This is a genomic window from Fictibacillus nanhaiensis (genome assembly GCF_019801215.1).
In the GTDB taxonomy this organism is placed as follows: domain Bacteria; phylum Bacillota; class Bacilli; order Bacillales; family Fictibacillaceae; genus Fictibacillus; species Fictibacillus nanhaiensis_C.
Window position 1 is genome coordinate 1,258,242 of sequence record NZ_JAHVJO010000001.1, and the last position, 18,073, is coordinate 1,276,314.

Annotated in this window: 22 protein-coding genes; 9 read left to right on the forward strand and 13 right to left on the reverse strand. The window is 37.4% G+C overall.

The genetic code is table 11. The features are described from left to right. Window positions 1-62: 62 nt before the first annotated feature. Complete coding sequence (locus KUV80_RS06515; RefSeq protein WP_338083480.1) at window positions 63-569, reverse strand: sulfotransferase domain-containing protein; 507 nt, start codon at window positions 567-569, stop codon at window positions 63-65. A gap of 3 nt (window positions 570-572) precedes the next feature. Further along, entirely contained in the window at window positions 573-830 is a 258-nt protein-coding gene (locus KUV80_RS06520; RefSeq protein WP_222461841.1) for a hypothetical protein, read from the reverse strand. 121 nt (window positions 831-951) lie between these two features. Here KUV80_RS06520 and KUV80_RS06525 point away from each other — a divergent pair, with 121 nt between their 5' ends. After that, window positions 952-2,025 carry a glycosyltransferase family 4 protein gene (locus KUV80_RS06525; protein ID WP_222461842.1) on the forward strand — a complete coding sequence of 358 codons (1,074 nt, stop codon included), beginning with the start codon at window positions 952-954 and terminating at the stop codon, window positions 2,023-2,025. Between the two features lie 72 nt (window positions 2,026-2,097). Here the strand turns inward: KUV80_RS06525 and KUV80_RS06530 are convergent, their stop codons facing one another. From KUV80_RS06530 to KUV80_RS06540, 3 genes are read right to left on the reverse strand one after another with little or no spacing between them, the layout of a single operon-like run. Further along, window positions 2,098-2,823 (reverse strand): glycosyltransferase family A protein, encoded by a 726-nt coding sequence (locus KUV80_RS06530; RefSeq protein ID WP_222461843.1) that lies wholly within the window; start codon window positions 2,821-2,823, stop codon window positions 2,098-2,100. A 13-nt stretch (window positions 2,824-2,836) separates the two neighbouring features. After that, entirely contained in the window at window positions 2,837-3,763 is a 927-nt protein-coding gene (locus KUV80_RS06535) for a glycosyltransferase (RefSeq protein ID WP_222461844.1), read from the reverse strand. 57 nt (window positions 3,764-3,820) lie between these two features. Next, window positions 3,821-4,057 (reverse strand): hypothetical protein, encoded by a 237-nt coding sequence (locus KUV80_RS06540; RefSeq protein WP_222461845.1) that lies wholly within the window; start codon window positions 4,055-4,057, stop codon window positions 3,821-3,823. Window positions 4,058-4,302: 245 nt separating this feature from the next. On the opposite strand from KUV80_RS06540, the gene KUV80_RS06545 reads away from it, so the two are divergent. After that, on the forward strand, window positions 4,303-4,668 hold the full coding sequence (locus KUV80_RS06545; RefSeq protein WP_222461846.1) for a hypothetical protein: 366 nt from the start codon (window positions 4,303-4,305) through the stop codon (window positions 4,666-4,668). A gap of 162 nt (window positions 4,669-4,830) precedes the next feature. Here the strand turns inward: KUV80_RS06545 and fabI are convergent, their stop codons facing one another. The 3 genes from fabI to KUV80_RS06560 all read right to left on the reverse strand — a co-directional run bounded on the left by fabI (window position 4,831) and on the right by KUV80_RS06560 (window position 7,985). Then, window positions 4,831-5,610 carry an enoyl-ACP reductase FabI gene (gene fabI, locus KUV80_RS06550; protein WP_222461847.1) on the reverse strand — a complete coding sequence of 260 codons (780 nt, stop codon included), beginning with the start codon at window positions 5,608-5,610 and terminating at the stop codon, window positions 4,831-4,833. A 108-nt stretch (window positions 5,611-5,718) separates the two neighbouring features. After that, complete coding sequence (locus KUV80_RS06555; RefSeq protein WP_222461848.1) at window positions 5,719-5,865, reverse strand: hypothetical protein; 147 nt, start codon at window positions 5,863-5,865, stop codon at window positions 5,719-5,721. 275 nt (window positions 5,866-6,140) lie between these two features. Continuing rightward, window positions 6,141-7,985: a monovalent cation:proton antiporter family protein gene (locus KUV80_RS06560; protein ID WP_222461849.1), complete on the reverse strand. Its 1,845-nt coding sequence runs from the start codon at window positions 7,983-7,985 to the stop codon at window positions 6,141-6,143. A 149-nt stretch (window positions 7,986-8,134) separates the two neighbouring features. Between KUV80_RS06560 and KUV80_RS06565 the strand changes: the two genes are divergently transcribed. Both KUV80_RS06565 and prpE read left to right on the forward strand, forming a co-directional pair. Beyond that, window positions 8,135-9,292 carry an FtsW/RodA/SpoVE family cell cycle protein gene (locus KUV80_RS06565; RefSeq protein WP_222461850.1) on the forward strand — a complete coding sequence of 386 codons (1,158 nt, stop codon included), beginning with the start codon at window positions 8,135-8,137 and terminating at the stop codon, window positions 9,290-9,292. 66 nt (window positions 9,293-9,358) lie between these two features. Then, the gene (prpE, locus tag KUV80_RS06570) at window positions 9,359-10,099 is read left to right on the forward strand and encodes a bis(5'-nucleosyl)-tetraphosphatase PrpE (RefSeq protein WP_222461851.1); all 741 of its coding nucleotides are present in this window, start codon (window positions 9,359-9,361) and stop codon (window positions 10,097-10,099) included. A 64-nt stretch (window positions 10,100-10,163) separates the two neighbouring features. Here prpE and KUV80_RS06575 read toward each other — a convergent pair whose 3' ends face one another. From KUV80_RS06575 to KUV80_RS06590, 4 genes are read right to left on the reverse strand one after another with little or no spacing between them, the layout of a single operon-like run. Next, window positions 10,164-11,060: an RluA family pseudouridine synthase gene (locus tag KUV80_RS06575; protein ID WP_222461852.1), complete on the reverse strand. Its 897-nt coding sequence runs from the start codon at window positions 11,058-11,060 to the stop codon at window positions 10,164-10,166. A 1-nt stretch (window position 11,061) separates the two neighbouring features. Further along, on the reverse strand, window positions 11,062-11,856 hold the full coding sequence (locus KUV80_RS06580) for an NAD kinase (protein ID WP_222461853.1): 795 nt from the start codon (window positions 11,854-11,856) through the stop codon (window positions 11,062-11,064). 14 nt (window positions 11,857-11,870) lie between these two features. Then, on the reverse strand, window positions 11,871-12,512 hold the full coding sequence (locus tag KUV80_RS06585) for a GTP pyrophosphokinase (protein ID WP_222462275.1): 642 nt from the start codon (window positions 12,510-12,512) through the stop codon (window positions 11,871-11,873). Between the two features lie 2 nt (window positions 12,513-12,514). Further along, window positions 12,515-12,913 (reverse strand): hypothetical protein, encoded by a 399-nt coding sequence (locus KUV80_RS06590; protein ID WP_222461854.1) that lies wholly within the window; start codon window positions 12,911-12,913, stop codon window positions 12,515-12,517. A gap of 125 nt (window positions 12,914-13,038) precedes the next feature. Here KUV80_RS06590 and KUV80_RS06595 point away from each other — a divergent pair, with 125 nt between their 5' ends. The 5 genes from KUV80_RS06595 (at window position 13,039) to KUV80_RS06615 (ending at window position 16,150) form a co-directional block, all read left to right on the forward strand. After that, window positions 13,039-13,629 (forward strand): CYTH domain-containing protein, encoded by a 591-nt coding sequence (locus KUV80_RS06595; protein ID WP_222461855.1) that lies wholly within the window; start codon window positions 13,039-13,041, stop codon window positions 13,627-13,629. After that, on the forward strand, window positions 13,626-14,291 hold the full coding sequence (locus tag KUV80_RS06600; protein ID WP_246625036.1) for a lytic transglycosylase domain-containing protein: 666 nt from the start codon (window positions 13,626-13,628) through the stop codon (window positions 14,289-14,291). The genes KUV80_RS06595 and KUV80_RS06600 overlap by 4 nt, the downstream gene beginning before the upstream one ends. Before the next feature lie 275 nt (window positions 14,292-14,566). Continuing rightward, entirely contained in the window at window positions 14,567-14,983 is a 417-nt protein-coding gene (locus tag KUV80_RS06605) for a globin (RefSeq protein WP_222461856.1), read from the forward strand. Further along, on the forward strand, window positions 14,970-15,869 hold the full coding sequence (locus KUV80_RS06610) for a ClpXP adapter SpxH family protein (protein WP_425308480.1): 900 nt from the start codon (window positions 14,970-14,972) through the stop codon (window positions 15,867-15,869). Before KUV80_RS06605 ends, KUV80_RS06610 begins: the two co-directional genes overlap by 14 nt. A gap of 104 nt (window positions 15,870-15,973) precedes the next feature. Further along, window positions 15,974-16,150: a hypothetical protein gene (locus KUV80_RS06615; RefSeq protein ID WP_222461858.1), complete on the forward strand. Its 177-nt coding sequence runs from the start codon at window positions 15,974-15,976 to the stop codon at window positions 16,148-16,150. A 45-nt stretch (window positions 16,151-16,195) separates the two neighbouring features. On the opposite strand, the gene pepF is transcribed toward KUV80_RS06615, so the two are convergent. After that, entirely contained in the window at window positions 16,196-18,013 is a 1,818-nt protein-coding gene (gene pepF / locus KUV80_RS06620; RefSeq protein ID WP_222461859.1) for an oligoendopeptidase F, read from the reverse strand. Between the last annotated feature and the right edge of the window lie 60 nt (window positions 18,014-18,073).

The window sequence follows — 18,073 nt, forward strand, 5'->3', positions numbered from 1 at the left end:
ATAGTTGCAATAGACAAATGACCTCTACATAGAAAAAAGCGGCTTTTAACTACCGCTTTTTTTTACAACCACCTATTTGTAGTTTCATAGCCTAAGTCTATTAACAGTGGACCACAAAGTTCTTTTGTTATTCGTTTTAATTCCTCATCAAATTCATCGCGCCAACAGCCTACTTTTCCCTGCCTGAAGGTTAACGAATTCTCAGGCTTTATATTTTCTTCCATCACATTTATAAGAGAAAGAATATCTGATTGCAGCTTAACGTTCGGCATCAAATACTTTATAATTCGCTCACATTCATTCTTTCTGTTGCTGCCAACTAAATCTTCAAACTTAAGAACAAGTGCTCCTTCATCTTTTGACCATCTCATAAACCGCTCATACCATTCAGTAATGCCAGGTCTCCTATAATTTCCGTCTTGAAACCCTTCAATCATTGCTTGATACCGATCTTTTTGTGAAGAGCATTTATTGGATAGATACGGATAAGAGGGATCTGTTCGGAGTTTATTCATTACATAATAAACAAAAGAAACAACCACATCTCTAGGGTCGCGAAATAGAAAAATACGTTACATTGCTAGTTGATTTATCATGTTATACCATTCATTTGAAAAATACACATGACCAAATGCACATTCATTATTCTTTAATGTTTGGAGTCGTTTTTGATGTTCTTCAAGCTGATAGTGATAGCCTTCAAAATACCAATGATGATCCCAATCATGCTTCATATCGGGTATCCCCAGTAATATCTGTCTTAACAGGTGTGAGCCACTTTTGGGGATTGTGTTAACAAAAAATGGAGATATATCTGTTGAGTAATTCATTTCTTCCCCTCCTCGTACCCATATGTATATGCATATTAATCAAAATAGGGCTTTCAATATGAACTTAATTTTTTGATTTTCATAAGATAAATTAATCTGTTTTGTGTCGAGGAGAGATTTAATGAAAATATTGTTTGCCTTCTATATTCCAAGTGGCGGTGTAGAAACACTCAATCGTATGCGTTGTAAAGCACTTAAAGCACAAGGGATAGAATGTCATCTATTATATTTACAAGCTGGTTCAGGCATGCAGAACATAACCGATATTCCAACCTTTGTAATGAGTAGAGATAGAGAAATTCGACAGTTACTTAATAAACAGAACTATGATTGTATAATTGTATGTTCCAACTATTTAATTCTGCCTCGTATAAGAAGGTTAGGATTTAAAGGACATATGATCTATGAAGTTCAAGGACTAGGTAGTAAAGAGTCTGCTAAAATAATTCTTTCAGATGCAAAGAGTAATGTGCTAAGTACTTGTAATGGTATCTTATATCCAAAAACACCACATCTAATGGAGTTAATTGAAAGATTTTATCAAACACTTCCACGTTTTTGTTTTCATGATCTTATGGATACCTCATCTTTTACTTACCGGAAAAATCCTAAACCCAATAGTCCAATTATCGGCTGGGTAGGTAGATTAGAGGAGAATAAGAATTGGACGGATTACCTCCATATTGGTCACAAGCTTATACAAGATAATCCTGCTATTAAACTCTGGATGTTTGAAGATGCTACACTTTCTAAGCCCTCAGAACGGAATAAGTTTTCAGAAATGGTTCAACAACTTGGGTTAAGTTCAAGCTTAGTCATAAGGTCCAATGTAAAGCATGTTGAAATGCCAGATTATTACTCTATGATAGGAGATTCAGGTGGGTTTCTTTTGTCTACTTCGAAAGTGGAAGGTTTCGGTTATGCCATTGCAGAAGCAATAAGCTGCAGATGTCCTGTCTTAACGACTGATTCTGATGGTGTTCGAACATTTATTGTTCATAATCAAACAGGTAAATTTTATCCGGTAAACAATATCCAACAGGCGGTAAAAGAAGCCCAAGAATTATTAACGAATGTTCAACAAAGAGAGGCTTTTAAGATCAATGCATTCAACCACCTTGAAGCGAACTGCAATCCCACTTTATATGTGAATCATTTTAAACAGATGCTAAGATCATTAGGATACGTATTATAAAAAAAAACGAGTAGGTCAGTGTGTTCTTTTATTAAAGAACTTATACTGATCTGTCGTTTTTTTACTTTATTCTTATAACCCGTTTTGCACTGCTTTTCGAACCAGTTCATTCAATTGAGCTTTATGCCTTCTAATTGTTTTTCTTATTTCAAGCTTTATTTCAGCACTGTGCTTAATAGTACCCATATTGTTATGAATTCGATAATTAACTAAAGGATCTTGGTAATAGTGAAAGTGATACTTGGAAAGAATTCGTAACCAATAATCGTAATCATGAGTATACGGCAATGTTTCATCAAATAAACCAAACTCTTTGAAAATATGCATATCCAGCATAACAGTACAGCCATTGATTATACATCCACGCCTCATTCTTTTTAAAAATTGAGTCTGTGTTGCTAACCCCGTACCTAAAGGACTTGATATAATACTCCCACGCTCATTAATTAATAAAAAATTCGAATAACTGACTGAAAATTTATTTGATTGCATAAAGTGTAGTTGCTTCTCTATTTTATCCGGAACATAAATATCATCAGAGCTGAGCCATGAAAAATAGTCACCGGTCGCATTTTGAATTCCTGCATTTAACGCAGACGCTGTTCCCCCATTACTTTTTTCAATGTATTTTATTTTCTTTAAATATGGAATTATCTTCTCCTTGTACATTGTAGAACCATCGTTGACCACAATGATTTCAATGTTTTTGTACGTTTGCTTTATCGCACTTTCGATTGCTTTATCAACGTATTCACAATTATAGAAAGGAATAATTATTGATACTTTCTTCAATTCCATTCTCCTTGTCATTTTACTTTTGTAAGAACCTTCTAATCGTGTTTACCATTTCCTTCGCCCTAATCGCCGTTGTATGTCTTTGTTTAATTAATGCATAACCGTTACGAATTATTCTGTTCCGCTCTGCATCGTTTGCCAAAAAGTGTTCTGCTTTCTGAGCGAAATTATTTTGGTTTATGGAAACATAAGTCATGTTATCGATAAAACCTAGATCTAATAATTCTTTAGACCCGGGTGCGAGTAATAGTGTATGACATGCTAATGCTTCAAAATACTTTAATACAGGAAATTTGTATACGGAATCACATGTAAAAAAAATTTTTGAACGATTAAGATATCTGGCATAGGATTCTCCTACCACGTAACCTCTGTTTGAATCACGGACTTTTCGATATCCAGGGTGTTGAATAGAGTGAAACCTTTTGTCTTTTCGATAATAATTAAAAAGCATATTTCGAAAAGGATAAATATGAGGAAACATAGCCCCTGCCATTAACATCGGAATATCTTTTTGAAGTCCAAAGTCTTTGAATAGTTCTTCTGGAACATGGTGTGGGAACCAAACAAATTTATCAGCATGGTTTGGAAATGATTTTTTAAAAGCATCACGGTAATGAGAAAAAATTAAAGCAGGCTTTTCTTTTTCAATTAATCTTCTTCTTCTTGGCAATTTATAGTGCAAATCATGCATGATAATGCCATGTGGTATGGTTAAGGTTTCAAGTCCTCTAATGAAAGGTCTGTAATCACTCTTATAATCGTTTAACAAAATAAAATCAGGTTTCACCTGAATTTTGTTTAATATGTCCTGTATATGGCCATTTTCATGCCATAATGTTAGATGTACAAGTTTTGAAAGTTCTTTAGAAAGGTAAAAACTACTTCTCTCTAATTGTTGGGAATGGTCTTTCGTAATAAAAAGAAGATTGAATGTTTTCAAATCCTCACTCCTAAAAACTATTAAATAGCTCCATGCAAAAACGCACGGAGCCTCTTATTATTCTTCGATTAGAAGAATCTTTTCAAATGGTACACACATAGTAGCTGCACCTGCAGAACCAGCTTGAGCAAATGTTACATAGTTTCCAGTAACTTCCACGACTGTAACTCCTGTTAAATCAGGAGTACCTGGTTCTTGGTTAGAATTTTCAAGGTATACTTCAGTAATCACTTTTCCATTTATATACAATGAAACTAGGTAATCACGTAAGGATTGTGAACTAATTCCTGCCAAATTTAACACTTCCTTTAAAATAGTACAGGCTTTAAATAGCCGTAATGTATAATATGTAAAGTGTAAATTCTTGTTCGGACAAATATCCATAATATAAAAAAATAGTTATATATCCAATATTTGGCCTATTTTAAATTAATTGGTTTGATACCTAGTCCCTTTTCTCCCAACTTTAATATAGTGTATTAACCTGATTATTCGGACTGAAGTCAGGTACATGTATCTATTTCAAAGGAGGAAAAACAATGGGTAGCCTATTTAATCATGGCTCATGTTGTGGTAACACACACGGTAAAAAAGAACTTAAGTGTAAGGGCTGTGTGTGTGAATTGTTGAACGACCTTGTAAACACTGCTGATTTGTGCAGACTTGGTGAACCAACATTGATTCGTGTAATACCAAAGGGTGCTGATGAGCCACTAGATGTGAACGGAAGCGATTACGGAACTGAATTTACGTTGGTTCGCTTTGATCCTGAAACATGCTGTGTTGTTCTATCATACTACACTGGTGTTAGACCAAGCGGCTATACGCAAACGGTCGTTCTTGACTGCCGTTGCTTATGCGGAGTTATTTGTGTAAATGAACCTCCTGGTCGTAGAGGAGTCTAATTTTTACACTCCCCTATGTAAGCGAGAGCTTATTTTTAGTAGCTGAAGAGTATAGGATACAGCTACAACAACATTCCAAAGACTGAAGAGTATAGGATACAGTCTAAAGAACAGAAAAAACCCCGAATCCCATCGAGAGCATTCGGGGTTTTTGTTATGTTTTTATCGAGCAATGGTATTATAACCGCTGTCAACATGCAGGATTTCTCCCGTGATTCCTCTTGCTAAGTCACTCATCAAGAATAAGGCAGCGTCTCCTACTTCTTCTTGTGTGTTCGCTTTTCTTAAAGGTGATCTTTCTTCGATCTCTTTTAATACAGAATTAAAGTCACCGATTCCTTTTGCCGCGAGCGTTCGGATTGGTCCTGCAGAGATGGCATTTACACGAATGCCGTCTTTACCAACATCGCTTGCCAAGTATTTCACACTCGCATCCAAGGAAGCCTTCGCTACACCCATCACATTATAGTTAGATACAACTCTTTCACCGCCAAGATAAGTAAGGGTGACAACACTTCCACCTTCTGTCATGAGGGGACGTGCCTCTTTAACCACTGCAGTGAGCGAGTAAGAAGATATGTTGTGTGCAAGAAGGAACCCTTCACGTGTTGTGTTCAAGTATTCTCCCTTTAACTCTTCCGTATTTGCAAATGCAATACAATGTGCCAATCCATGAATGACACCTACTTGTTCTTTCAGTTCAGCAAACGTTTTTTTAATCTCTTCGTCGTTTGTAATATCACACGGTAACACGATGGAATCATTACGATCTAACGATTCTGCAAGATCGCGAACGTTTTTTTCAAGTCTCTCACCCGCGTATGTAAAAACTAGACGTGCACCTGCTTTAGAAAGAGATTGAGCAATTCCCCAAGCGATGCTTCGTTTGTTTGCGACTCCCATAACTACGAAGGTTTTATCTTTTAATGATAGTTGATACATAAAAACACTCCTCCCAAAGGTTCTGTTTCATAAAGATCGATGTATTAGTAATTGATATTAGTACCAAGTCCTAATTAGTATATCAGATATGGGAGAGGAATTCACTAGTTAACCTTTGCTTGTCTGAATATTTTTCACTTCAAACCCGCAAGCATGACAGCGATAGATGACATTTTGGTTCGATTGCGCGATGAGAACCTCATTATCTAAGTTATGCTGTGTTTCACATTTTGGGCAATAAACGATTGGGACCATGATTTTATCCACCTTTTCTTTTGATTATATGTTAGCAACTTTTTTGCTCTTGCTCTTGAAAGTAATTGATTTCCGTTTCAGAGTGCTCCGGGCATGCTGTGAGCCACGGTGAATTAGAAAAAGCTGTTTGTGCCCCTACAAGAAAAACAAAAATGAAGAGACCCTTCCTTGTCTCGTGATGAGCTACTCAACAGCCTTTCAGAAAAAGCCTTCTACTAGTAGCATGTGCAAATAGCTAAAAATAAAAACGCTGGAGATCTCCAGCGTTTTTGGAATTACGATAACATATCTTTCATTTGTTTAATTTGCTGTTTGCTTCCCGTAACAACGAGCTTATCTCCTAATAAAATTTCCGTATCCCCATGCGGTACGATCGATTCTGTACCCCTATAGATCCTAACGATGATGCTGTCTCCTAAAAATGGGAAATTTCTAAGTGCTGTCCTGTTATATGAACTGTTTGTTACTAAGATCTCATTCAAGCTATTTTCTTGACCTGTTAAAATATCTACAACTGATGGATTCTCGATTAAGGCTTTTAATAGCACTTGAGAAGAGAAATAAACAGAATACACCTCTATGCCCTGCTCTTTCAGAGAATCCCGCTTTTTTGGATCTTCAATTCGGGCAATGATTCTTCCTACTTTTTCTTCTTTCGCAAACAAAGCCAAGTCTTCATTTGTTTTATCGTTGCCAGTCGCGCAGATGATCACATCAGTGGCAAACACTTTAGCTGCTTTTAACGTGATAAGATCATAATTTTTTATCTCTTGAATGTTAAAGCTATCCAGTTGTTTTTGGTCTTTTTCATCTTGTTTTGTATGATAGACTCTCTGCTCGAAACGAGTTTTATCAAGCTGTGATGTTAACGGCAACGTAAATTGATTCGCTCCTACAATGACTAACTGTTCTTTACCACCCTCTTCAGCCTTTTGCTTAGGGAAGAATTTTTTAAAGAAAATCGGTGTAATGATTGAACTAATTACGGCTGTTAGAATGAGAGCAGAAGACGTTCTGGCATCGATAATCTCAATTCTTTCACCAATTTTAGCAGCAGCGATCACGAGTGATAATGTGGAAGTTAATAAAAAGCCCGCCGCTGTTACTGTTTTCCAATCATACCATTTTTTCAAGAATAAAATCGGCAGGAACTTCGAGATCAACAATCCTAAAAGTAAGAGCGGGATAAGTGCTAATGCTTTTGGATCTGCTAAGATCGATCGAATATCCAGTTCTACCCCAACCATTACGAAGAAAATCGGGATAAGGAACCCGTAGCCAAAGGAATCGAGTTTATGAACTAGCTGTTTGTTTGGCGATAATAACGAAACGAGAACTCCGGCTAAAAATGCACCAAGGATGTTCTCAGCTCCTACCGTTTCAGACAATCCGACTAATACAATGATCAATGTAAATACAGCTCTTGTGTCGAGCTGAACTGTTCCTTTTGACATCGTATCGATGAACGATTGGTGACGAAGCTGCTTTCCGACAAAATAGAGTATGATACCTGCCGCGAATAAAATAAGAAGCAGCCACATTCGGTTTGAATCCCCTGATTCAAAGGAAACAAATAATGCTAAAAGAATCATTGTAACTAAATCTGCGATAACAGCGACTAATAAAATAATCTGGCCAATTGTGGTTCGCGACAATTTTTCTTCTTTTAATGTTGGGACAACGACGCCTAATGAAATCGTTGAAATGATTAACGTCATAAATAATGCACTGTTTGCAAAACCACCCCATACAAACAATAAAGAGAGTAAGTATGAAAGGATGATAATAAAGAGAAAGATAACGGAAGCTACAAATATACGATTCGGTTCTTTCTTTTTATCTTTTGATTTCTTGTTGTTAGCTCCTCCAGCAAAAATGCTAAAATCAATTTCTAATCCGCTTAAGAACATTAAAAATATAAAGCCTAAAACAGATAAGATCTCAAGCCACGCATCAGGGTGTACGATGTCAAAACCACTTTTCCCGAGAATTATTCCTGCTATGATCTCAGCGACCACTACGGGTATGACACGCAACCTCATTTTATTTAATAAGATGGGGATTAAAAATGCTGTTAAAATAACTAATACGAGTGATGTAAAAGATGCATGTTCTTCCATAGACCCTCCATAATTTCCAATTCATATTGGTTAATATAATAAAGTACAAAAAGAAATGTCAAACGATTATACTCAAAATGATAGGCAAAGCTTGTGTTTTTCGGTAAGATAATACATGTTATTGTTTTACTTTAAGGAGTCGATTCGACATGCAAAATAATCATAAGTCTCCATGGCAACAAATTGATTATAATCTCTTATTTCTGTTATTCCTCATGATTATTACGAGTTGTGTTGCCATTTATAGTGCCCAAATGATGGATCAGTATGGAAGCAACTTCGTAATTAAGCAGCTCGTTTGGTATTTCATTGGCGGATTAGCTGTTGTTGGTGTAATGGTCTTGGATTTTGATCAGTTTAGAAAATTATCCTGGTACCTTTATGGTCTAGGAATTCTTTTGCTATTAGGAATTCTTGCTGCACCTGAAAGCATTGTTCCGAATATTAATGGTGCACAAAGCTGGTACAGATTCGGCCCTTTCGCTCTACAGCCGTCTGAGCTTGTAAAAGTATCACTTGTCATTGCCATAGCCAATACGATAGCTACTCATAATGAAAAGTATATTATTCGAACGATGCATGAAGACCTATTATTGCTTGGGAAAATCGCCTTAATTGCAGGAGTACCAACTTTACTTGTCCTCATGCAGCCAGATCTTGGTACAAGCCTTGTCTTCATGGCGATTACAGGAAGCCTCTTACTCGTATCAGGGGTAAGGTGGAGAATTATCCTATTCCTTATTCTTTCCTTTATTTTGTTCATTGCAATCCTAGTTTGGATATATTTTACGTTTCCGCAATTTTTCGTTGACCATATTCTTGATCAATATCAGCTGAATCGTTTCTATGCTTGGCTTGAACCATATGAGCACAAAGATGCAGGATATCACACCCGAAACGCATTGCTTGCCATTGGGAGTGGGATGCTGTTTGGGAAAGGGTTTACAGAAGGGTCCGTTTATTTACCAGAAGCACAGACTGATTTTATCTTTTCCATTATCGGTGAAGAATTCGGATTTTTAGGGACAAGTATTGTCATCTCCTTATTTTTCCTTATGGTTTATCGCATGATCAATACTGCTCTTGAAAGCAACGAAGCGTTTGGCAGCTATATTTGTGCCGGAGTAATCGGAATGCTAACGTTTCAAGTGTTCCAAAATATTGGAATGAACATTCAAGTTATGCCGATTACCGGTATTCCACTTCCATTTATCAGTTATGGAGGAAGTTCAATCCTTGCTTATATGATTGCGTTTGGACTTGTCCTTAATGTTCGATCGCGCACAGTTAAGTACATGTTTGAATAACACCTGAAGTCTTCAGGTGTTTTTTTTATTGGATTGAAGTATCCTAATGAAGAATGAGGTGAAATCATGAAATATGATATTATTGGTGACATTCATGGGTGTTTTAAGGAATATCAAACACTGGTTGAGCAGCTCGGTTATGAATGGGTAGACGGTTTACCAAAGCATAAAGAAGGAAGAAAACTCGTGTTTTTGGGAGATCTAACTGATAGAGGACCGAATTCTGTAACCATGATGGAACACGTTTACCAGCTTGTCCAACAAGATCTAGCTTTATATACGCCAGGCAATCATTGCAATAAGCTTTATCGATACTTGCAAGGACGAAATGTTCAAGTTAAACATGGGTTAGAAACGACGGTTGCAGAACTTGATGAACTGGACGAAACAACAAGAAAAACGGTGAGCGACCATTTTTGCATTTTATATGAAAATGCGCCTCTTTACCTTAAGCTACATGATGGAAACTTAATTGTTGCTCATGCAGGGATACGAGCAGATTATGTTGGTCAAACAAATAAAAAAGTAAAAACGTTTGTCCTCTATGGAGACATTACTGGAGAGACGAACCCTGATGGATCTCCCGTCCGAAGGGACTGGGCTAAAGAACATGAAGGAGAGTTAACGATTGTTTACGGTCATACTCCTGTAAAGAAGGTAAGGCATATGAAAAACACATGGAACATTGACACGGGATGTGTATTTGGTGGGCATTTAAGTGCACTTCGGTATCCTGAAATGAAAGTTGTAAGTGTAGCCTCTTCCCTCCCGTTAGTTCCTGAAAAATTCCGCTCATTTGATGATTAAAAAAAGGCAGTCCCAAAAGTTTACCTTCATTGGGACCTGCCTTTTTTATATTGTCTTCATTTCTTTATTTCCAAAGTTTCTTCATATCGAGAGGGAGATCCACCGCTACTTCAACAAGTTCCTCGGAAAACGGATGTTGAAATCTTGTTTTTACACTATGCAGCGCTTGACGGTTAATCCATTGACGCTTTCCACCGTATAAATCATCACCTAATAACGGATGGTCGATTGAAGCCATATGAACTCTAATTTGATGGGTTCTTCCTGTTTCAAGTGTGAGTCGAACAACAGAAAAATCATATGCTGAAACATATGCTACTTTTTCATAATGTGTGACAGATGGCTGTCCATCTTTTCTTATCATACGTTCGATGATGCTGTCAGGATTTCTCCCGATGGGGGTATTCACTGTATCCTTTTTGTTCTTTACATTTCCATGTACAAACGCGATATATTCACGTTTAATCGTCTTCTCTTTTTGCTGTCTGGACATGAGAGAATGGGCAAACCGATGTTTGGCGACTAAAACGATACCTGAAGTATCTTTATCTAATCGGTTTACAGCATGGAAAGTTGAAGGAATTCCTTTTTTATGGTAATAAAACATAACTCCTGCAGCAAGTGACCCTTTTGGCTGATAAAGGGATGGAATGGTCGGCATAGAGGGTGGCTTATTTATAACTATAAAATGGTCATCCTCAAATTCAATGTTTAACGGAATATCTTCTCCTTCCATTGAATCACTTATAGACTCCTTAGGAAAATGAACCGTTACCTCGTCACCAGCATTTAGCATCCGTCTTACCGTAACTTCTTCATCATTTACAAAAAGAGCGCCGCCGTGAAACTTAATATCGGTCAGCGCTGCTTTAGATATTTGTTTATTTTTCAAAAACTCTCTTAAAAAGATCGGTACGTCTCTCTCAGTAACACTCCAACTTATTGAAAACGGATTGTTCATCTTATTCTCCAACAAATGATTCTTTTACCCTTTTCCAAAACGGGAAAGGACGGAAACGAGCAAAACGTATTTTTTCTTCCGCTACTCGATATTGAATCGATTTTACTTTTTTCTGAACTAAAAACAAATGATCGATAGTGATATGAAAATCAACATCGTTTACAGGCTTTAAGATACATGTGTGATGTTGAGGCAGAATAAGCGGAGAGCCTATCGTTCGAAACACACGGTTGTTGATCGAAGCCATCTCCGACAGTTGAATCGATGCAAGCGAAGGATGGATGATTGCGCCGCCTAAGGCTTTATTGTAAGCGGTACTCCCTGATGGCGTAGAGATGCATAAGCCGTCTCCACGAAACGTTTCAAATCTTTCCCCTTTTATCTCTACATCCATTACAAGAGATCCTTCAACACTTTTAACGGTACACTCGTTTACGGCTAAATATCTTTTTTCATCTATACCATCGATATATCTAACAGTCACTTCCAAAAGAGGATATTCAACAATCTGGAATGGAGTTTTCGCGATATGTATAACAAGTTTCTCAACTTCTTCTGGCAGCCAATCTGCAAAAAAACCAAGGTGTCCGGTGTGCACGCCAACAAATGCGGTTTCGTCTATGCGGTGTACATAATGATGGAAGGCATGAAGCAACGTTCCATCTCCTCCGACCGTAATAACGATTTCAGGTTCCTTCTCTTCGTAAACCAATTCGAACTCTTCCAAATACGCCCGAATTTTTTCGGTAAGTATATTGGATTTACTGTCTCCTTTAGAAATGATGGCAAATTTCATTGTTCATCCATCCTTTACGATCCTAGATTCGTCTCACTTGATTTATCATTCCGGTCCAAAAAGATTAACTGTGCTTCTTGAATTTCGCCTTTAATCTGAGACATCTCTTCATCCAGGCGATTTGCCGCTTCTGCTGCTCGTTGAAGGCGCTGACGAATATCCTCTGGAATCTGACCCTGGTATTTGTAATTCATGGAATGTTCGATCGTTGCCCAAAAGTTCATGGCAAGTGTACGAACCTGGACTTCAACCAAAATCTTTTTTTCACCATTTAACACTTGGACAGGATATTCAATCACTAGGTGATAGGAACGGTAGCCGCTTGGCTTTTTATGTGTGATGTAATCCCGTTCTTCAACAATCTTAAAATCATTGCGCTGTTTAAGCAAATTTATAACCGTTGAGATGTCATCCGTGAATTGGCACATGATCCGAAGTCCTGCTAAGTCCTGGATCTCTTGTTCTAAGCTTTGATCCGGAATATTTTTCTGGTAGGCTTTGTTCACTATGGACTTTACAGGCTTCACTCTTCCGGTTACAAATTCTATAGGACAGTGCTGATTTGACCTTTCAAATTGTTCTCGGATTCCTCTGAACTTTATTTTAAGTTCATCGACAGCTTGCTTATATGGAATTAAAAGAGCTTCCCAGTCCATATTCATTGAGCTTTTTCCTCTTTACCGAAGATTTTAACAACTTCATCTTCCATTTGTTGACCATAGTTTGCGTTTCCTTGAATATTCTCAGTCAAGTATTCCATTTCCTTGGAGAAAGCAGACAATTTAAGCTCATCCCCTGTACCATTTTGAATCAAAACGTCTGAGTGATCTCTTAACGCTTTTCTGACATCTTCCCAGTGCTTGTTGCCGATGGATATGTAAACAAAACCATCTTTGTTTTCTAGCACGTAAATAAAAGCTAAACCGTCAGAATCAACAAGCATTCTTTCACTATCCGTACATTTTAAGATTTCCTGATTTGTATCAATTGGCAGAAGTAATAAAAGCTTATTTTGTTCCCATGCAGTTGACTGCACATTCAATCGTAGTGGCATCATCATAAAAACCTCCTGTTTCTTCACTAATAGTGTAACACAAAATGGGAAATGATTAAGAAATTGAGAAGCTCCACTTCCTATGAGATAATCAGAATACGTTCAAACCACAACAGGAGGAATTAACAGTGACTCAAGAAATCGAGATTGAGTTTAAAAATATACTGACTTATGATGAATTCTTACGATTAATCCATGATTTCAGTGTGGATAAAACAGATTTTAAGGAACAAACAAACTATTATTTTGATACATTAGATTTGCAATTAAAAAACAACCAATCCGCACTTCGGGTTCGTTTGAAAAAGGATACATATACACTCACACTTAAACAGCAATTTGAAAAACATATTCTTGAAACTCATCAACCAATCAGTAAAGAACTATTTTCTACAGTTCTAAAAGGACAAACACTCCCACATGGAGAAGTAACAGAAGCTCTTCAAAGGTTAGGTATAAACGTATCTAACATCTTGTTCCTTGGGGATTTAACTACAATGCGAGTTGAGCTTTCTTACAAAGAAGGAATACTTGTATTGGATGAAAATCATTATTTAGGTAAAATCGACTATGAACTCGAATATGAATTTGCCGATTATAATAAAGGACAGAAAATATTTCTTGAATTGTTACAATCCAAAAATATTCCGATGCGGGAAACGAAAAGTAAGATTCACCGCTTTTTTTACGAAAAACATAACTCGGAGGAATACTCTTGAATATACAATCATTTAGAGCTTTAATGGAAATTCAAGCGTTACAGCAGTTTAAAGTAAATCCTGCCTCTTCAAATGATGATTCCGGTTTAAGCTCCTTTTCATCATTACTTCAAGAAGCATATGCAAGCGCAGGAGAAAACACGAAACCATGGAGTAATGGGTTTCAAGATAAGAACTTTCAATCCGTACCCTTACCTGTTTCATCTAGCTTATCTAATAATGTTATGTTTCCAACGATTACAGGTGGGGTCACTGCTCCTGAAACGTTAAATATCCCTTCGAAAAATCTGGATGATTTGATTGTGCGAACGGCTGAAAAGTACAGAGTAGATCCTCAGTTAATTCGTTCAGTGATTAAACATGAATCGAATTTTAAAAGTACAGCACAGAGCCATGCCGGTGCACAAGGATTAATGCAGTTAATGCCAGCAACAGCTAAAATGCTTGGCGTAACAAATTCTTTTGACCCGAAACAAAATGTAGAAGCAGGTACTAAATATTTGAAAATGATGCTTGACCGTTACGACGGAAATGAGCAGCTTGCACTTGCAGCATATAACGCTGGGCCAGGAAATGTAGATAAATATAATGGAATTCCACCATTTAAAGAAACCATCAGCTATGTTAAAAAGGTTATGAATACGTATCAATTAAGCACCTAAACCCTCCTTTTGGCGGGTTTTTGTTTTTGAATAGTGCTTTTTTCACAAACATTGTTGCTCTTGGAAGTTATTGATTTCCGTTCCGAGATGCTGTTAATTGGACCCCTAAGGTGTGAAACTCCACAGGTGCAAGAAGGGAAACACTCTTTGAAAAATAGCAGCAATGATTACATAAACAACCGTTAGTAAGACAGAGCAATATTCATATTGTTTGCTTACAATTCATGAACCTTGCTACAATAAAAATACAAATTCACGCAAGGAGCTTTTGCACCATGTTAGAAGAAACAAAATCACCCTATATACTTTTAGGAGAAAAACAAGGAATCGAAAAACTCGTAACCACTTTTTACCATTTGGTTAGTGAAGATCCTTTGTTGTCCCCTCTCTTTCCGGATGATTTAACGGAAACGGCCTATAAACAGACTCAGTTTTTGAGTCAGTTTTTTGGAGGACCGCCTTTATATACGGAAGAACACGGACATCCTATGCTTAGAGCACGTCATATGCCTTTCCCTATTACCAATATGCATGCAAAAGCTTGGCTTAACTGTATGGAACGTGCGATGACTCTTCAAAAAATCCAACCAGAACTACAGGAATTACTATTAAGCCGCCTTAAAATGACGGCATATCATATGGTTAATACAACGGGGGATTCAGAAAGGGGCGAGAATGCTGACACTGTATAATTCCAATTCCTTTTTCGACGATCAAGAAAATCATAAAAGCCAGGCCTGTCAAAAGCCATTGGAAATCTATTCTGTCATCGATCCGCTTTGTCCAGAATGCTGGTCTTTGGAACCTGTATTAAAAAAACTTCAAGTTCAGTATGGTCATTATTTTACGTTGCGTCATTTTGTAAGTGGCAGTCTAGAGTCTTTAAATACCTACATCCCTAAAAAGAAGGGCATGAACTCAGCGGAGCAGATTGCTGAAAAATGGGAAAAAACAGCATCATTGACGGGGATGAGCTGCGATGGTGATGTTTGGTTAGAGAACCCTATTAAAGCGCCACATAAAGCAACATTAGCGATAAAAGCAGCAGAACTTCAAGGGAAGCAACAAGGATTAAAATTCCTTAGAAAGCTTAGGGAAAATCTTTTTTTAAATAAGCAAAATATCGGAAATGAAGAGGTTTTGCTCGAAATTGCACGTTCAGTTGGACTGGATCAAGAGGAATTTTTGAATGACTTATCATCCGAAGCAGCGATCAAAGCATTACATTGTGATCTGAAATTTTCTCAGGAAATGGACGTTACTCAAATCCCAACATTGATCGTTTTTAACGATAAATCGGATGATGAAGGAATCAAAATATCAGGCTGCTACTCGTATGATGTATATGTTGAAATCTTAAGAGAAATGTCTGGCATAACCATAGAGCCGGCACCTCTTCCAGATTTGGAAGAATTCCTTTCCATTTATTCCTTTGTTGCAACAAAGGAAGTATCTGTAGTTTACCAAATCAGCAATGAAGAGGCTGAAAAGCAGTTAAAAAGACTGGTTCTGCAACAAAAAGTAGAACGAGTTCCTGTTAAATATGGTACGTTTTGGCGTTACACCAAAACCCGCTGAAGATTATTCAGCGGGTTTTTACGTGAATCTTCCCTTACGCCTTCGTACAGTCTTGCATATCCTCTTTATATACGAATAAACATGTACAAAGGAGGGAGAATGTCATGTATTTACTGCTGTTCATCGTTAGTCTGGTCTCATTAGGAGGGAGCTTTTATTACTTTGTGCTCTCCCTATTAAATATGGCACCAAAAATTTTGGCCATACCTGGTCTGTTTATGGCCGTCCTTCTAACAACGTTATGTTTTAATTACCGATCAAAACTAAAAAGAATTCTATAACATTAAAAATCCTATCCGAAGTATCGGACAGGATTTTTATATATCTTATTTTTCAAAAAGGAGTTCTTCCATCTCATCTAGAATCGATTCAAAAACTTTAAGCGCATTTTCGATCGGCTCTGGCGTGGTCATGTCTACTCCTGCTTTTTTCAATACTTCTATCGGATAATCAGAGCTACCTGCTTTTAAGAATTCCAGATAGCGATCTACCGCTGGTTTTCCTTCTTCTAAAATCTGTTTTGATAAAGAGGCTGCAGCACTAAACCCTGTTGCATATTGATATACGTAGAAGTTGTAATAGAAATGAGGAATCCTCGCCCATTCTAATCCAATCTCCTTATCAATCTCAAGATCTTCCCCAAAATATTTCACGTTTAAATCGTAATAGATTTTTGTCAGCAATTCAGGCGTTAACGGCTCCCCTTGTGCTGCACGAACATGAATTTCCTGTTCGAATTCTGCGAACATCGTCTGACGGAAAACAGTTCCTCTGAAACCTTCAAGATGGTGATTAAGAAGATAAAGTTTTTCCTTTTTATCAGATGTCTTTTGAAGCATATAATGATTCAGAAGAGCTTCATTACATGTTGATGCCACTTCCGCAACAAAGATTGAGTAATCAGCATACGGATAAGGCTGATTCTCACGTGTATAATAGCTGTGTACAGAGTGACCAATCTCGTGAGTTAGAGTAAATAAATTATTTACGTTATCTTGCCAGTTCATTAAAATGTATGGCATTGTACCGTATGCACCTGAAGAATAGGCACCGCTGCGCTTACCCGCATTTTCATGAACGTCAATCCAACGCTTTTCATAGCCTTCTTTTACAATATTCTTATACTCCTCACCCATTGGGTCCAAGCTGTCTAATACGAGTTGTTGTGCTTCTTTAAAGCTTACTTCCATCTTCGCATCTTTCACAAGCGGTGTGTATAAGTCATACATGTGCAACTCATCCAAACCAAGTGCCTTTTTACGAAGGCGAACATAACGATGCAAGAGATGGAGGTTATCATTTACGGTTTTCACCAAGTTATCATAAACAGCTTCTGGGATATTATTGTTATTTAAAGCCGCTTGTCGAGCTGAATCAAAGTGACGTGTTTTAGCGAAGAAATTATCTCGTTTCACCGTGCCCGCTAGTGTACTAGCAAACGTGTTCTTATAAGAGTCATACGTGCCGTAAACGGCTTTAAAAGCGTCTTCTCTTACTCTGCGGTCAGAGCTTTCAAGAAAGCGAATGTAGCGTCCGTGCGTGACTTCAATTTCCTCACCGTTCTCATCTTTAATCACCGGAAACTTCAAATCTGCATTATTGAGCATTCCAAACGTATTGCTCGAAGTGTTCGCAACTTCTCGAACATCTGCAAGCAAGGCTTCTTCTTCTTTTGAAAGAACGTGCGGACGCTGACGATTGACTTCATCAAGTGCATGTTTGTAAAGCCTTAATGGTTCGTAGCTATTTAAAAATTGAACAAGCGCTTCTTCAGATAGAGATAAAATTTCAGGAACCGCGAATGAAACGGTGCTGCTTACTTGTGTTGCAAGGTTAGATGCACGATCGTTCAAGCCTTGATAGTGAGAGTTTGTTGTATCCTGGTCATATCTCATATGTGCGTATGTATAAAGTTTTCCAAGCTTTTTCGTTACTTCATCCTGTTTTTGAAAATAAGAGAACAGAGTTTCTGCAGATTCTCCTAGTTTGCCCTGAAAGGATTTTAGTTCAGGAAGTAACTTTTTCGTTTCTTCAAATTCTTTTTCCCACACCTCATCAGATGCATATATCGCTTCTAAATCCCACGTATCTTCTACTGGAACTTCATTACGTTTTGGCAAAGATTTTGTTTTAGTTTGAGACATACCTATACTACACCTCCATAGAATTAAAGAAAATGAAAACATTCTCCTTATGTATATCTA

Excerpts from the sequence above, each read along its gene's own strand:
- KUV80_RS06520 (WP_222461841.1), bottom strand. The coding sequence starts at position 830 with ATGAATTACTCAACAGATATATCTCCATTTTTTGTTAACACAATCCCC.
- KUV80_RS06525 (WP_222461842.1), top strand. The coding sequence starts at position 952 with ATGAAAATATTGTTTGCCTTCTATATTCCAAGTGGCGGTGTAGAAACA.
- KUV80_RS06530 (WP_222461843.1), bottom strand. The coding sequence starts at position 2,823 with ATGGAATTGAAGAAAGTATCAATAATTATTCCTTTCTATAATTGTGAA.
- KUV80_RS06545 (WP_222461846.1), top strand. The coding sequence starts at position 4,303 with ATGGGTAGCCTATTTAATCATGGCTCATGTTGTGGTAACACACACGGT.
- fabI (WP_222461847.1), bottom strand. The coding sequence starts at position 5,610 with ATGTATCAACTATCATTAAAAGATAAAACCTTCGTAGTTATGGGAGTC.
- KUV80_RS06555 (WP_222461848.1), bottom strand. The coding sequence starts at position 5,865 with ATGGTCCCAATCGTTTATTGCCCAAAATGTGAAACACAGCATAACTTA.
- KUV80_RS06560 (WP_222461849.1), bottom strand. The coding sequence starts at position 7,985 with ATGGAAGAACATGCATCTTTTACATCACTCGTATTAGTTATTTTAACA.
- KUV80_RS06565 (WP_222461850.1), top strand. The coding sequence starts at position 8,135 with ATGCAAAATAATCATAAGTCTCCATGGCAACAAATTGATTATAATCTC.
- prpE (WP_222461851.1), top strand. The coding sequence starts at position 9,359 with ATGAAATATGATATTATTGGTGACATTCATGGGTGTTTTAAGGAATAT.
- KUV80_RS06575 (WP_222461852.1), bottom strand. The coding sequence starts at position 11,060 with ATGAACAATCCGTTTTCAATAAGTTGGAGTGTTACTGAGAGAGACGTA.
- KUV80_RS06580 (WP_222461853.1), bottom strand. The coding sequence starts at position 11,856 with ATGAAATTTGCCATCATTTCTAAAGGAGACAGTAAATCCAATATACTT.
- KUV80_RS06585 (WP_222462275.1), bottom strand. The coding sequence starts at position 12,512 with ATGGACTGGGAAGCTCTTTTAATTCCATATAAGCAAGCTGTCGATGAA.
- KUV80_RS06590 (WP_222461854.1), bottom strand. The coding sequence starts at position 12,913 with ATGATGCCACTACGATTGAATGTGCAGTCAACTGCATGGGAACAAAAT.
- KUV80_RS06605 (WP_222461856.1), top strand. The coding sequence starts at position 14,567 with ATGTTAGAAGAAACAAAATCACCCTATATACTTTTAGGAGAAAAACAA.
- KUV80_RS06615 (WP_222461858.1), top strand. The coding sequence starts at position 15,974 with ATGTATTTACTGCTGTTCATCGTTAGTCTGGTCTCATTAGGAGGGAGC.
- pepF (WP_222461859.1), bottom strand. The coding sequence starts at position 18,013 with ATGTCTCAAACTAAAACAAAATCTTTGCCAAAACGTAATGAAGTTCCA.